Source organism: Lyngbya sp. PCC 8106, from assembly GCF_000169095.1.
Classification (GTDB): domain Bacteria; phylum Cyanobacteriota; class Cyanobacteriia; order Cyanobacteriales; family Microcoleaceae; genus Capilliphycus.
On the sequence record NZ_AAVU01000012.1, the window covers coordinates 123,786 to 139,551 of the forward strand.

A 15,766-nucleotide genomic window follows, 5' to 3' on the forward strand; every position below is an offset into this window, starting at 1 on the left:
GTGATCTGTTGTTTCCAATCTGACTTCATAAGAATTTGGCATTGATATCCCCTCTTTCGAGTCCATTTAGGGGGAACGAGCGATCGCATCTACTCAATTTTTGGGGGTTGTTGAGTCAACCTTGAGTTAATAATGTTCTCTGATGTTAATTTGCATCAAATATTGCATTTTATCTCCCTTTATATTTTCATTTAACTGATTACATCGACAACTTTATCAATGCAATAGGAGGTTACTAAATGGCTCATATTTTAGTCGTTGAAGACAATAATACTGAAGCAAAGATTTTAACTGAATGTTTACAAAGATCGGGATTTCATGTGTTAAGTGTGACGACAGCAGAAGCAGCAAAAGCGATGGTTGCCAAACAAAGATTTGATGCCATTCTGATGGATGTTGTTTTACCCGGTCAAAGTGGTTTTGGGTTGTGCAGAGAACTCAAAAATCATGAAAAAACGGCGGGAATTCCGATTATAATTTGCTCCAGTAAATCTGAAAAGTTTGATAAAAACTGGGGATTAAAACAAGGTGCGTCTGCTTATCTTTGCAAACCAATTAATACAGAAGAAATTCTCCAAACACTCAAAGGATTAATCAATTAGTTGTTTACCCGTTAACGGTTGATTAACTTGGAAATTAAAGCTTTTGATTGTTCTGGGTAATTTTGAACCGACAAGTTTTAATTTTTGACTTTTTATGGCGACTCAATCTACTGATCAAGAAACTGAACATTTTCTCAGTCTCTCTATTACATCCAGCCTAAAAGCCATGTTGCCTACACAGCAACTCGCTGAAGTGATCAACATTGCCCCCCATGAAATTGTTCCCCTTCCTCAAATGTCATCGGCAGTCGTGGGTGTTTTTCCGTGGCAAGGAGAAGTGTTATGGGTGGTTGATCTCAGTTATTGGATGGGATTTGAACCCTTACTAACTGAAAATTTTTCACGATCCAACTGTACCATACTAAAAGTAAAAAATCAAGGAAAATCTCTGGGGATTTTAATTTATAAAGTGGGAAAAATTATCTGTTGTGAACCTCAAAAAAATCAATCTTTACCGGTGGATTTACCCGAATCCATTTTAGAGCATCCAACCCGCAAAAACTGTATTACAGGAGCCTGGATTGATCCGCAAGGAGAACGATTTTTAATCTTAGATACTACCTCAATTGCCTCATCATAAGATTGAAAAAATCTAAACTGAGTCCATTAAAATTCAATTTTTCCGACTAAATTCACGATGCTATTTACAGATAAACTATGACAACTTCACCCTTACATCCAACTAATTCTAATCACTCTCACAATAACAACAATTCTAACTTCTCCTACTCAGAAAACCGATCATCATTCACCCCTCAATCAAACGGAATGGATAACTCAGCCATTATACCCCTCGTAATCGATACAGAAGCTCAATCTGTTTACTCCACCCAACAGCGCACCGGATTAAAAGCCAAAACCACCGCATTATCCAAAGAATTAACCACCTTACGCTCCAATATCGAGTATCGGATTAACCAACTCCAAGGTTTAATCGAAAAAGAAGGTGCTGCTGCTGAACGCGCCGAACTGATTAACCTGATCACCTCACGGATGCGGGAATCTCTCAGCGTAGACAGCATTTGTCAAACCGTCGTTGAAGACGCTCGTTTAGCCCTACAAAGCGATCGCGTCATTGTTTACCGCTTCAATCGAGAATGGGATGGTAAAGTCAGTGCCGAGTCCGTCGATCCGCAATGGCCTTCATCAATCGGTGCGGAGATCAGTGATCCCTGTTTTTCCGAACGCTACGCGGAGTTTTATCAAAAAGGCAGAGTCAAAGCTATCCCCAACATCTACGAGGCGGGACTCACCGACTGTCATATTAACCAACTTGAACCTTGGGCGATCAAAGCCAACCTAATTGCTCCGATTTTAGTCAAAACCGCAGACAACCCCACAGGCTTTCTCTACGGCTTATTGATCGCCCATCAATGTAGCGAACCCCGTCAGTGGGTCGAAGCCGAAATCGAATTTTTCCGTCAACTGGCGACTCAAATTGGTTATGCCATTGACCAAGCCCTGCTGCTGCAAACCCAACAATCTGCAACCCGACAGGCGCAACAAATCAACCATATTAACGCTCAAATCCGTAAATCCTTTGAAGTTGAGGATATTTTAGCAACAACCGTTGAAGAAACCCGAGCCGCTCTCAAAAGCGATCGCATATTGGTGTATGAATTTGATTCCAACTGGAAAGGAACCGTGATTGCAGAATCTGTCGATAGTCAATGGCCGACGGCATTAAGAGCCTCAATCGATGATCCTTGCTTTGCTCAACGCTACATTCAGCCTTATTTGCGGGGACGAGTGGCGGCGACTGAAAACATCTTTGAGGCGGGATTAACTGAATGTTATCTCAATCAACTTGCACCCTTTAGCGTCAAAGCTAATCTAGTTGCTCCGATTCTGGTCAACCGTAAGTTAATGGGATTGTTGATTGCTCACCAATGTTCTGGGCCGAGAGCCTGGCAAGATCTGGAAATAGATCTAATGCGGAAAGTGGCGGTGCAGCTTGGATATGCCCTCGATCAAGCCTATCTCCTCGAACAACAACAAGCCACAGCCAAAAAAGCCCGACTCCTTAACGAAATCACGACTCAATTCCGCAACTCCCAAAACCCGGAAGAAGTTTTTGATCTGCTGGTTGAGGAAACCCGAGATGCAGTCAAAGCCGATCGGGTGATCATTTATCAATTCACAGAAAATTGGGAAGGAAGCGTGATTGCAGAATCTGTCGATAGCCAATGGCCGGTGATCTTAGGGAAAAAAATTGCTGATCCTTGCTTTGCCAAAAGCTATGTTAAGCCCTATTTCAGAGGTCGAGTCAGCACCGTAGAAGACTTTCAGGAGTCCGGACACGCTGAGTGTTATGCAGAAATGCTCGCGCCTTGGGCTGTCAAAGCCAATATTGTCGCGCCGATTATTGCGGAAACCAAATTACATGGATTGTTGATCGTTCATCAATGTTCAGGCCCTCGCAAATGGAGCGAGTCAGATATTAACTTTACCAAACAACTAGGGATTCAAGTCGGTCTGGCTCTTGATCAAGCTTCTTTATTGCAAAAACAGCAAGATGCAGCTGAACAAGCCCGTCGTTTGAATATCATTAGTTCTCGCATTCGCGAATCTCTCAATTATCAAGATATCGTCAGTACGGCAGTTGAAGAAACGAAAGATACGCTAGGTGTAGATCGGGTGGTTGTTAATCAATTTAATGCTAACTGGACAGGAAAGATTATTGCTGAATCGGTGAATCCAGAATTAACAAAAACGATTGGATTAGCAGTTGATGATTTTTGTTTGGCAGAAAACTACATCAAACCCTATTATCGAGGACGAGTCAAAGTCGTTCATGATGTTTATGCGGGTGAGTTGAGTGAATGTCAAGTCGGCCAGATGGAATCTTTTGAAGTTCGGGCGATGATTGTGGCGCCGATTATTGCCAAACAAAAACTACACGGGTTGTTAATCATCCATCAATGTTCTCGTCTCCGTCAATGGAAATCCCACGAAGTTGAATTGGTTCAACAGATTGCGATTCAAATCGGTTATGCACTCGATCAGGCTTTCCTTCTCCAAGAACAACGCACCGCCACTCAACAAGCTCGACTATTGAGTGATATTAGTTCTCGGATTCGGGAATCTCTTGATCCGCAACGTATTTTTCAAACCACAGTTGAAGAATCTCTGGAATTAATTAAAGCTGATCGGATTGTGGTCTATCGTTTTAATGAAGAACAAAACGGTCAAACCGCTGTCAACGTCACTTCTGAGGCGGTTAAACCCAATTGTTTGCAAATTTTGTCACAAGACTCAGATGGTTCAGAAGAAGACAGTCACTCACTCCAACAGGTGGGTTTATCGCTTGGTACTGAACTGTTGAAGCGCTATCGCCAAAGTCGGATTCAGGTGATTGAAGATTTTGAAAAAACAACCTTACCCAAAGTTTATCAAGATCAACTTCACCATTGGCAAGTTAAATCTTTGATCAGTGTGCCGATTTTTGTCAATCAAAGTTTGTATGGATTGTTAGAAGCCCATCAATGTTTTACAAAAGAGACTTGGCCCGACTCCGAAATTGAAGGATTCCGACAAGTGGCTTTGCAACTGGGTTATGCCTTAGAACAAGCACAATTGTTGACTCAAATTCAACAAGCCAGTCAAGTTGCAGAAATTGCCCGAGTTCAACAACAACAGGAAAAAGAACAGCTACAACAACAAATTGAAGGGTTTTTGGGTGAGATTGAAGAATCGTTTAATGGAGATTTGACGGTGCGGGCGCGAGTCTCCGAAGGGGTAATGGGAACGGTTGCTGACTTTTTTAATGCCACGATTGAGAGTTTACAACGATTGGTGTTGCAAGTTCAGTCGGGGGCGAATGTGGTGAGTTCTACAGCAGCCGGGAGTGAACAGGATATCCAAAAGCTGTCTAATGATGCTTTGCGCCAAGCTGATGCGATTACTAATGCGCTCAGTCAAATTCAGATGATGGCGGATTCGATTCAAGGTGTTGCTCACAATGCTCAGTCGGCTCAAACCAAAGTGCGATCGGCATCTGAGATTTTGCAAAAAGGTGATGCGGCAATGAATCAGACGGTTGAGAGCATTTTAGCCATTCAAAAGACAGTATACATTACTGCTCGCAAGGTGAAAAATTTAGGAGAGGCAAGCGCGAAAATTTCTCGGGTGGTGAATTTGATTAATGAATTTGCTAATCAAACTCACGTTTTAGCGTTAAATGCTTCGGTTGAAAGTACCCGGGCGAGTGAGGATGGTCAAGGTTTTGCTACAGTGGCGACTGAGGTGCGAACTTTGGCGGAACAATCGGCGAGTGCAACCCAAGAAATTGAGCAAATTGTTGAGGAAATTCAAGCCGAAACGAATGAAGTTGTACGGGCGATGAAAGTGGGTTTAAAACGGGTAATGACTGGTACTCAACTGGTGAAAGAAACTCGTCAAACACTGACAGAATTGATAGAAGTTAGTCATTTGATTCGGAATTTAGTTGAACAAATTGCTGATTCTGCTACGGAACAAGCCGAAACTTCGGGTCAACTTTCTCACACTATTCAAGAAGTGGCTGGAATTGCTCGTTCGACATCTGAACAGTCTCTACAAGTGGCTGATTCGTTTACTCAATTGTTGGAGGTAGCGGGTAACTTACAAACTGGGGTTTCTCAGTTTAAAGTTGAAACAAAATAGTCAAGAGTGAATCGTAAATTGTCGGGGTGATTGATGAATTCCCCCGACTTGTGAAGGAATAATTGTAATCACTAATCGCTGATCACTCATTACTGATCACTATTAATTATAAAAACAATGTCAACTATTACTCAAGATCAGTCTTACGAATTTTTTGTTCAAGAATCTTTGGAACTTTTACAAATTCTTGAACAGGGATTAATGACTCTTTCTCAAACCCATGATATTCAAAAACTGCATGGATTGATGCGGGCGGCTCATTCAATTAAAGGGGGAGCGGCTTGTGTCGGGTTAATGGGAATTCAAGAAATTGCTCATCAACTCGAAAATGGAATTCGAGCTTTATATCCAGAAGATACGGTTTTTGATGTCGAATTAGAAGAATTACTGTTACAAGCTTTTGATAGTTTACGAGCGCCTATTATTGAACAAATTGAAACGGGTTCCTGCGATGAAGAAACGGCAATTTCTGATGCTCAACCCACATTTATGAAGCTGGAGGTTAAACTGGGGATACCGCTTGAAGAAGCCGTTGAATTTCCAGAGGTTCCGATTGAAACGGATATGACGCTGTTTCTATTTGACAAAGAAGTTCCGACGAGTTTACATCGAATTCAAGAGATTTTAACGTCTCCTCCTCCTAATCTTCAAGAAGAACTTTATGCTCAATTTGAGGTGTTAGCAACTCTCGGGAGTATGTTGGATTTACCGGGGTTTACAGCGATTGCTCAAACTACAATAGAAGCATTACAACTGCATCCAGATTTATATTCAGAGATTACAAAAGCTGCATTAACTGATCTTTGGACTGGACAAAAAGCAGTTTTAGAAGGTGATCGCGTTGAAGGCGGAAAATTGAGTCCAGTATTAATTAACTTTACCCAAAGTGAAATTCAGTTTGAAGCCGTTCACGAAGAAGATATTCAGGTTGAAGAAGTTCACGAAGAAGATATTCAGCTTAAAAAAGTTCAACCATTTAGAAGTTCAGAGTTAAGCGAACTTTTATTACAAGCTTTTGATAGTTTGCGAGTTCCGCTATTAGAACAAGTTGAATCGGGTAATTTACCCAATGAAGATGCGATCACTGTTATTCAACCAATTTTACAACAACTTGAAACCCGACTCGGATGTTCTTTGGATAATCCCTCACAATTGATTGAACTTGATGTTTTTGAAGATCAGGTTGAGATCATTACGGATGATGAAGAACAAGCTAATTCTAACGGTTCTCACGTTGCTTCTAAATCCAATATTACCGAAGAATTACAAACTCAAATTGAGATGTTCGCTACTTTGGCGAATATGTTAAATTTACCCCAGTTTAGTGAGATCGCTCAAGCTGCTTTAGAAGCTTTGGAAACTGATCCGCTCTCTCATCTAAAAATTGGTGTACTTACTTTAGCTGAGTTTTGGACAATTCAAAAAGCCATATTAACCAATAAAAATTCATCAGTTATAGAAGAAATTATAGAAGAAGTTCCAGAAGAAATTCCAGAAGAAATTCCAGAAGAAGTTCTAGAAACCGTTCAAAAAGAAGTTTCTCTGACTCCGGTTGCTTCTGCTGTCTCCTCTCCAATGTCTTTGGGAGTTAGAGTCGATGTCAACCGCTTAGATTTAATTAATAATTTAGTTGGGGAACTCGCAACTCAAGATAATAGTTTTCTCTTACATAATCAAAAATCTCAAACTGCTGTAGAACGGTTAGAAATGCTGAGAGATAAGTTACGAAAATCTTTAGTTAAAGCTCAGAATCATACAGATTTTCATCGTTCTAATAACACCTCAAATCAAGCTGAACACCGACAAGTTTCTAAATCGATTAATTTGTTAGTACAAAAGACCTTAGAAGAACTAGATCAAGTCAGAGAAGTTATTTATGATATGAAATGGTTAACCCTTCAAAGTCAGCAAATTATTAAAAAGCGACAACAAACTCTACACAAAGTTCAAAAGCATCTTACGGAAACTCGAATGTTACCAGTGGAATCACTTTTAAATCGATTTCCACGGATGATTCGAGATTTATCTGTTCGCGAACAAAAACAAGTTAAACTTGAACTTACAGGTAAAAATACATTAGTTGATAAAGCTATTTTAGAAAAGTTATATGATCCATTAGTTCATCTGGTTAGAAATGCGTTTGATCATGGTATTGAAGACGTTGAACTCCGTCAGTCTAGAGGAAAATCGGTTGAGGGAAAAATGGAAATTAAAGCCTATCAACAAGGAAACTATACCTATGTAGAAGTTAAAGATGATGGTCAAGGAATTAATGTAGAAAAAATTCGTTCTCAAGCCATTGCTAAAGGGATTATTTCTAATCAAGAAGCCGAACGACTTTCTAAAAATCAGATCTATGAATTTTTGTTTTATCCTGATTTTTCAACTCGGGATAAAGTGAGTGATTTATCAGGTCGAGGCGTGGGTTTAGAAGCAGTTCGCAATCAAATCGAAGCTTTAAAAGGATTTATTAGTATCCAATCAGAATTAGGTAAAGGAACAACATTTACTCTCCGTTTACCCTGGACATTAACGATTACTAAGTTATTGGTTTTTGAAGTCAAAGAAAGTTTATTTGCGATTCCTTTAGATACTTTGGCTGGAATTGTTTCTGCTTCTTCCAAAGAAATTACTACCGATGGTCAACGAGAATATTACAACTGGTATGGGCAAAAAATACCTTTGGTTCAGCCTATTTTATTAGAGTATAATTATCCTCGTGAAATTAATGATCAGCAAAATGGTCATCATCTACACTCTCAAAATATTGAAAGAAAAATAGATAATAAAAGATCAATAATACTCTTGATTTCACAAGGGTTAGAAACAGTTGCTCTCAAAATAGACCAAGTTTTGATGGAACAGAACTTAACCATCAAACCCTTTGGAAAAATATTTTCAGCACCCTCTTACTTTTATGGTTGTACTATTTTAGGAGATGGTCGCTTAGTCCCTGTAATTGATAGTCCAGAGTTGTTAAATTATTGGAACCAAGAGCAATCTTCTGTCAGTCAGCTTAAAATAGTACCCCGTCAAAAACAATCTAATTCTCCAAAAAAATCAACAGTGTTAGTGATTGATGACTCCATTACAACTCGTCAATCTTTATGTACAATGTTGCAAAAAGAAGGATACAAGGTTATACAAGCAAACAACGGAAAAGAAGGATTAATTCAACTCCAACAATACAGTAACGTTGAGATTGTTATTTGTGATTTAGAAATGCCAGAAATGAATGGATTTGAGTTTTTAAGTCACTGTCGTCGTCGATTTTCAACTGATGCACTTCCAGTCTTGATTCTCACTTCTCGGAGCAATGATCGTCATCGTCAACTTGCTAAACAACTGGGTTCAAATGACTATATTACTAAACCTTGGAATGAGAAAGAATTAATGATTATTTTGCAGCAACATCTAGAAATGGGTCGAGTTTAATGAATTAAATTTCCAATCAAACAGTCTTTTTACCTACGACTTTCCGCCTTCTCAATAGCTGTTGAGACTCAAATCGAGAGGAAGAAGCCAAAAAACGGCTCACTCCTCTCTATTAATCTGTCAAAATGTGATACACTAGACAAATTCCTCAAACTTAACTTTATTAAAAATAAACTCAATCTTAGCGGATATCTAATGCAGAGGAATACACGCTTAATAGAAACCGTGACAGCATTTAGAGTCCATCATTAATCATTATTCGTTGTGATTTAAAAATGTTTTCTCGATATAAGTTATTCACAGGGACTAGACATCGATATCTCGTTATTTTTTTAGGAATTGTCATTGTCTTAGGTATTGTTTTTCGTTTTCTAGAACTTGATCGTAAGGTTTTCTGGTATGATGAAGTCTTCACAAACTTGAAAAGTTCAGGGTTTACTCTGAGCAAAATTGAACCTAATTTTTTTGATAATAAAATTATCACAGTACCCGAACTTCTAAAATATCAAAGAATTAAATCCGACAGTACCTTTAAGGATACAATTAGTTCTTTAATGATAGATGAACCCCAACATCCACCGTTCTACTTTCTCCTCGCTCGGGGTTGGATGTCTATTTTTGGGAGTTCTATTACTACATCTCGTTTTTTACCTGCATTATTGAGTTTATTTTCTTTCCCTTTAATGTATGGTTTGGCTTTGGAACTTTTTGGTTCTCATTTCACCGCCTTACTCGCCACAGCCTTTTTATCTTTATCTCCCATTGATATTATCTACGCACAAACAGCACGACAATATAGTTTGCTGACTGTATTTATTATTGGGAGTAGCTATTTGCTCCTTAAATCAATTCGTTTAAACAGTTGGTTATTTTGGGGACTTTATAGTTTAACTTGTGCATTAGGACTCTATACTCATCCTTTGTTTGGCTTAACGATGATTGCTCATAGTGCTTATATCGTGCTGCTCAGTACCTCATCTCAATCTAAAAAAAATACTCCTCGTTTGGTTATAAAATTTCTCCTCGCTTTAACAATTACTCTGATTTTATTTAGTCCTTGGATTAATATTTTAGTTTCCAATCTCCAAAGCGCAATAAATACAACCAACTGGACAAAAATTCCGATCACATCTTGGGATTTAATCAAGTATTGGATACTCAGTTTTACCTCACTTTTTATTGATATTGATTTTGGCTTTAATAATCCCTGGACTTATCTCTTACGATTACCTTTTGGCATTCTAATCATTGTTGGTTTATATCAAGTGTGTGAGCGAACACCTCGGATGAATCGACAATTTATTCTCACTTCTATTTTAGTTCCTTTTCTAATTTTAGTTTTACCTGATTTGTTGATGGGAGGACGACGATCTTCTATCACTCGTTATCTCATTGTTTGCTTTCCTGCTATCCAACTCGCCGTGACTTATTTATTTGCAATTCATATCAATAGCGGTAGATTTTCATTTGCTGATGGTGTGCATTTGTGGCGAGGAATGTTAGCACTGTGTCTAACTGCTAGTCTCATCTCTTGTAGCTTGAGTGCTTATTCACAAACTTGGTGGTCTAAACGTATTAGCTATTGGAATCCAGAAGTGGCTCGTCTTGTGAATACCGTTAACTCTCCTTATATTGTCACAGATAAAGGGGATAATTATACCAACTTTGGTGAGATTATTTCATTGAGTCATTTACTCGACAATGATGTAAAATTTATCTTAATGAGTCAACAACCCAAATTATCTCTGATTCCTCGAAACTCAACTATTTTTGTCTTTCAACCCTCAATTTTCTTACAAGAAACTCTGCAACAGAAAGGATATCAACTCAACTCATTGCATAAGTCGGGAAATCTTTGGAAACTCAGTCGATAGCTAACTTTGACAAGAATTGCGAGCTTTTGCTTCTGATCTGAGCATTTAAGAAGAAACTTGAAGCAATTGTTTGAGATTGTTATCGAAAGGTACATTTTCTAACAACTCATCAACTAAAATTAAAATACTCATTCAGACCATCATGGGGTTCTATGTCAGCACCTAATACGTCCTTAGAAGACACCATTAAACAATTTCAGGCTCTACAAAATAAACTCCGTCAGCAAGCCTCAGCTCCAGAAGGATTGAGTTTAGATGATTATGATGTTTTAGTCATTCCTTCCCTGACTCTAGATCAACAACAACTAGAGAAAATTCCCGGTGTTCATCAATATGAAGAACGGTTGCTGTTTTCATTAATTCGCTTGCGAAACCCTAGAATGCGTCTGATTTATGTGACTTCTCAACCGATCCATCCTAGTGTAATTGATTATTACTTACATTTAATGCCGGGAATTCCATTTTCTCACGCTCGCGATCGCTTATTACTCTTTTCAACTTATGATGCTTCTCCTCAGTCTCTCACCGAAAAAATCCTCAAACGCCCTCGTTTACTTGAACGAATTGCTAATGTTTTGCGTCCCCAACAATCTTACATGGTTTGTTACAATTCAACAGGTTTGGAACGGCAACTTTCTGTTAGACTGGGCATTCCTTTATTAGCTTCCGATCCTGATTTGCTTCACTGGGGAACAAAAAGCGGAAGTCGGCAAATTTTTGCAGAGTGTAATCTTCCTCATCCTGATGGTAGTTCTTTAGTCTTTACGGTGGAAGATTTAGTCGTAGCAACCACAGATTTATGGGAACGTCATCCGCAATTAAAACAAGTCGTGATCAAGCTCAATGAAGGATTTTCGGGTGAAGGGAATGGGTTATTAGATTTACCTCAAATGAGATCATTAACCCGATCAGATCGTTTGAAAATTATTCGTGATCACCTACCTAACTTGAGATTTCAAGACTCCCAAGAAAACTGGCAAAAATTTAGTCGTCGTATTCTTGATTTAGGTGCAATTGTTGAAGCTTTTATTCCGGGAAAAGTGAAGCGATCGCCGAGTGTTCAATGTTTAATTCATCCCGATAAAACTGTCGAAATTGTCTCAACTCACGATCAAATTCTCGGCGGGCCAGATGGTCAAATCTTTGAAGGGTGTCACTTTCCAGCAGATGAAGCTTACCGACTCCGTTTGCAAAAAATGGGTGAACAAGTGGGAAGAAATCTCGCTCAAAAAGGAGCATTAGAACGGTTTAGTTTAGATTTTGTCACCGTTCAAAAGGGTATAGATTCTAAAGATTGGGAGATTTATGCTATCGAAATTAACCTGCGTCGAGGCGGAACGACTCATCCGTTTATGACCTTAAAACTCTTAACGAATGGATGTTTTAATCTGGAAAAAGGTTTATTTTATAGTCGTCAAGGAAAGCCTAAGTTTTATATTGCTTCGGATAATTTAAAAAAACCTCATTATCAAGGCTTACTTCCCGATGACTTAATGGATATTATCGCTGATCATGGCTTACATTTTGATAGCAGTACAGAAACCGGAACTGTATTTCATTTAATGGGGTGTTTATCAGAATTTGGAAAACTCGGATTAACTTGTATTGGGAATACACCTCAGCACGCTCAGTCTATTTATAACCAAGTGGTTGAAGTTTTAGATCAAGAAACAGCATAAATCCAAAACAACAATCAACACATTAACCCAGAACATTAGAGCTTTACCGTTAACAATAATTCTTCAAAATATGACCTAATCTATCGAAATCAACAATAAATTATCCGCAAGTGTATCCAGAATCAAACTTTATTGAGAAGCATAATGATTACACTCCGAACAAGGGCCACTCGGATTTACTGCACAGCGTAAAAAAGCAGAACCCGCATTATATCTACACGTTTTTTGCTGATCAATTTTTTTAGATAAAATGCGATGACGTTGTTCGTGGTATTCGAGGAAACGCTTAATTTGGTGGTAAGACTGCAAACGCATCCGAGCCATACCGATGTTATTGCTCATCTCGATTTCACATCAATTCAGTTGGGGTTGATCTTAGCATTTTTTACAACTTCTGTTCGATTCACACCCCATGGTATTCACTTTCCCCATCTCCCTACCTCCCCACCTCCCCATCAATCATAGTCACACCAATATTTAAGGATTTTAGATCAGTTGGGGGCGAAGTCCTCTCCGGATAAACCCCTGAAAGCTTGTGAATGTGAAGTGATATTGCTCACGCGCGAGACGTTTGAAGTTAGTCTCTTTGGCGACAACCCAACTGAGTATATTAAACTATCCATTAAAGTTTCAAAAGAGGTCTTGTGAATCGAAAGATCCCAGGCGATGGGCATAAATAGTCTGTAGCGAACGCTGTAATCCGACAAACTAGAGTAGCTTAATTCCAATTCAATCAATCAAACCTTTAACTTTCTATCCCAAAAACGATTAGCCTAATATCTTATCATATTATATGTTGCGAATTTCTATTCCCGAGCAACTTTCAAAACGGTTCAAAATAATCGCGACTCAAATCCTACAACCTCAATCTCAGAGACGCTTGGCTATCCTGGAAGCCTGTATGATTGGTTTAGTCTCTGGATTGGCTGCTTTCTGCTTGCGAGTAGGAGCGGGATGGTTAGGGTCATGGCGAATCTATGGTGCCCTTAATAGTCCCCTACCCGTTTGGGTGTTTTTGCCGAGTGTGGGACTGATTGGCGGCTTTCTCACTGGATTTTTAGTTGAACGATTTGCTCCCGAAACGACTGGAAGCGGAGTTCCCCAGGTAAAGGCGGCTTTAAGTGGAATGCCCATTTCTCTAGACTTTCGAGTCGCTATCTCCAAACTACTCGGAACAATGTTTACGATGGGTTCGGGTTTAACCCTCGGACGCCAAGGGCCAACCGTTCAAATTGGTGCCGCCCTCGCTGCTTGGATTGGGCGTTGGGTGCCAACTTCTCCAAACTACAGCCGCCAAATCATCGCTTGTGGGGCAGCCGCCGGATTAGCCGCCGGGTTTAACGCTCCCATTGCAGGTGTTTTATTTGTCGTCGAAGACTTACTCCACGATATTTCTGGTATTACCTTGGGGCCTGCAATTATCGCCTCCTTTATCGGGGCGGTGGTTTCTCGTCTCTTAGAAGGTCAAAACCCCGACTTTGAACCCCCTTCAGCTGAAGTTATGGAACGTTCCTATCAGCAATGGTTAATTCAACCGGGTGAAATTCCCTTTTACATCATTTTGGGTATTCTGGCGGGTGTACTGGGAACGCTATTTAGTCGAAGCATTGTTTCTGCCCTCCAATTTAGCCGCAAAGCCTTTTCATTGGGACTCCCGGTACGAATGGCATTAGCGGGATTTTTGTGTGGGTTAATTGTTTCTGTCTTACCTGTGGAATTTCGCAACAATGCAGGTTTGCGGGAATTTCTTCTGAGTGGGGAACTCAACTGGACAATCACCGCCCTAGCTTTTGTTGCTCACTTTGTCCTGACAACAATTGCGGCGAGTTCTTCGGCACCTGGCGGTTTATTTGCCCCCTCGCTGGTTTTAGGAGCGGCGCTCGGTAAATTGATTGGGATATGGGAATTTAGCTTAATTGGCTTGGAACCCCCAACAACCTTCGCCTATGCGGGAATGGGAGCTTTCTTTTGTGCGGTATCTCGAACGCCAATTACTGCCGTTGTGATTGTATTTGAGATTACCCGAGATTTTAACTTAGTGTTGCAATTGATGATTTGTTCGGTTGTTGCCTACTTTGTCGCTGATAAAATCGATAAACATTCCCTCTATGATCGCCTACTCAAATTAAACGGTATTGAGTTAAAAGAAGATCAACTTGATCGCGAAGCGTTGAGTAAATTACTCGCCAGAGATGTCATGCAACGTCAGGTGGAAACCTTATCGAGTCAGTTACCGCTTTTACAAGTTAGACAGGAGTTTTCTCGCTCCCAACATCGAGGGTTTCCGGTTGTAGAAAATGGCAAACTGGTGGGGATAGTTACCCAAAGAGATTTGAGTAATGTTAGTCAGCAAAATTTGCCCGAGGATACGCCTTTACACAAGTTTATGACTTCCAAACCGATTGCGGTGACTCCGGATGAAACTCTTACTCAAGTTCTCTATTTACTTGGTAAATATAAACCTAGTCGTTTACCTGTTGTTGAAGGTCGTCATCTGGTTGGGATTATTACCCGCAGTGATATTATTAAAGCGGAGTTGGGCATTCTTAGCGGTGAAGATACACAAGTCGGGTTGCATCCAGAACCTTCCTATGTTGTCTATCAAACCCGAGCGCCTCAAGTTGGTCAAGGACGGATGTTGGTTTCCCTTCATAACCCCAAAACTGCTCCCTCTCTGTTGGAAATTGCCGCAGCGATCGCTCGGGAACGAAATTATGAGATAGAATGCTTAAACGTGATTACGATACCTCGTCACCGTTCGCCGAGTGAAACGCCTGTTCGACTCACTAAAAGTCGGCGTTTGATGCGACAAGCTGAACAAATGGGGCGGGCTTGGAAAATTCCCTTACATACTCAAGTTCGGGTGACAAATGATGTTGCTCAAGCGATTCTTGAAACGACAAAAGAGCGACATATTGATCTGATTTTGATGGGTTGGCAAGGTAAATCTTCGACTAGCGATCGCGTTTTTGGTAATGTCGTAGATATGATTATTCGAGCCTGTGAGTGTGAAATGGTTTTGGTCAAATGGCCGCAAATGGTTGATCCTTTTGGTTCAAAACGGAAGTTGCGCTTACATTCTCTTTTAGGTTGGCAACGGTGGTTAGTTCCGATTCGGGATGATGCTAAAAAGTCGGTTGCGGTTCAACTTTTACCAGCTTTAACACACTTGAGTCATCAAGCCGAAATTCGTTTGTTAAAAGTGATGAATAAAGAGGTTTCTGTTTCGGAAAAACGGGCTTGGGAGCATACTTCCCAGGAGTTAAGTTCTTTATTGAATTCTAAAGTGAGAATCACGGCGGTGACTTCTGAGTTTGTTCCGGATGCGGTGATTGATTTTGCTTATCAAGAACATTGTGATGTTGTGGTTTTGGGGGCGAGTCGTGAAGGAATGCTGAAACAAGTGATTCAAGGAAATATTCCCGAAGCGATCGCTCGTCATTGTGATTGTACTGTGATTTTGGTTCGTCCCGCAATCGGTCATGCAGCCGATTAAATCTTTCTAGAGAACAGTCTTTCGTCTATCCTTAGT

Annotated in this window: 8 protein-coding genes; 7 read left to right on the top strand and 1 reads right to left on the bottom strand. The window is 40.0% G+C overall.

What is annotated here, in order from left to right; genetic code table 11:
- Positions 1-239: 239 nt before the first annotated feature.
- From L8106_RS10450 to L8106_RS10475, 6 genes are all read left to right on the top strand, one after another.
- A complete protein-coding gene (locus tag L8106_RS10450; RefSeq protein WP_009784249.1) occupies positions 240-602 on the top strand; it encodes a response regulator transcription factor in 363 nt (120 codons plus the stop codon).
- A 94-nt stretch (positions 603-696) separates the two neighbouring features.
- Complete coding sequence (locus tag L8106_RS10455) at positions 697-1,182, top strand: chemotaxis protein CheW (RefSeq protein WP_009784250.1); 486 nt, start codon at positions 697-699, stop codon at positions 1,180-1,182.
- 188 nt (positions 1,183-1,370) lie between these two features.
- Positions 1,371-5,246, top strand: coding sequence for a GAF domain-containing protein (locus tag L8106_RS10460; RefSeq protein WP_009784251.1), 3,876 nt, complete (start codon positions 1,371-1,373; stop codon positions 5,244-5,246).
- A 117-nt stretch (positions 5,247-5,363) separates the two neighbouring features.
- Positions 5,364-8,681, top strand: coding sequence for a hybrid sensor histidine kinase/response regulator (locus L8106_RS10465; RefSeq protein WP_009784253.1), 3,318 nt, complete (start codon positions 5,364-5,366; stop codon positions 8,679-8,681).
- A gap of 275 nt (positions 8,682-8,956) precedes the next feature.
- Positions 8,957-10,555, top strand: coding sequence for a glycosyltransferase family 39 protein (locus L8106_RS10470; protein WP_009784254.1), 1,599 nt, complete (start codon positions 8,957-8,959; stop codon positions 10,553-10,555).
- A 152-nt stretch (positions 10,556-10,707) separates the two neighbouring features.
- Positions 10,708-12,234 (top strand): peptide ligase PGM1-related protein, encoded by a 1,527-nt coding sequence (locus L8106_RS10475; RefSeq protein WP_009784256.1) that lies wholly within the window; start codon positions 10,708-10,710, stop codon positions 12,232-12,234.
- Between the two features lie 129 nt (positions 12,235-12,363).
- On the opposite strand, the gene L8106_RS10480 is transcribed toward L8106_RS10475, so the two are convergent.
- Positions 12,364-12,576: a DUF6464 family protein gene (locus L8106_RS10480; protein ID WP_009784257.1), complete on the bottom strand. Its 213-nt coding sequence runs from the start codon at positions 12,574-12,576 to the stop codon at positions 12,364-12,366.
- A 451-nt stretch (positions 12,577-13,027) separates the two neighbouring features.
- Here L8106_RS10480 and L8106_RS10485 point away from each other — a divergent pair, with 451 nt between their 5' ends.
- Entirely contained in the window at positions 13,028-15,730 is a 2,703-nt protein-coding gene (locus tag L8106_RS10485; RefSeq protein ID WP_009784258.1) for a chloride channel protein, read from the top strand.
- Positions 15,731-15,766: the final 36 nt, after the last annotated feature.

Bases quoted from the DNA above. Each gene is read 5' to 3' on its own strand.
- L8106_RS10465 (WP_009784253.1), top strand. From the start codon at position 5,364: ATGTCAACTATTACTCAAGATCAGTCTTACGAATTTTTTGTTCAAGAA.
- L8106_RS10485 (WP_009784258.1), top strand. From the start codon at position 13,028: ATGTTGCGAATTTCTATTCCCGAGCAACTTTCAAAACGGTTCAAAATA.
- L8106_RS10460 (WP_009784251.1), top strand. From the start codon at position 1,371: ATGGATAACTCAGCCATTATACCCCTCGTAATCGATACAGAAGCTCAA.
- L8106_RS10480 (WP_009784257.1), bottom strand. From the start codon at position 12,576: ATGAGCAATAACATCGGTATGGCTCGGATGCGTTTGCAGTCTTACCAC.
- L8106_RS10475 (WP_009784256.1), top strand. From the start codon at position 10,708: ATGTCAGCACCTAATACGTCCTTAGAAGACACCATTAAACAATTTCAG.
- L8106_RS10455 (WP_009784250.1), top strand. From the start codon at position 697: ATGGCGACTCAATCTACTGATCAAGAAACTGAACATTTTCTCAGTCTC.
- L8106_RS10470 (WP_009784254.1), top strand. From the start codon at position 8,957: ATGTTTTCTCGATATAAGTTATTCACAGGGACTAGACATCGATATCTC.
- L8106_RS10450 (WP_009784249.1), top strand. From the start codon at position 240: ATGGCTCATATTTTAGTCGTTGAAGACAATAATACTGAAGCAAAGATT.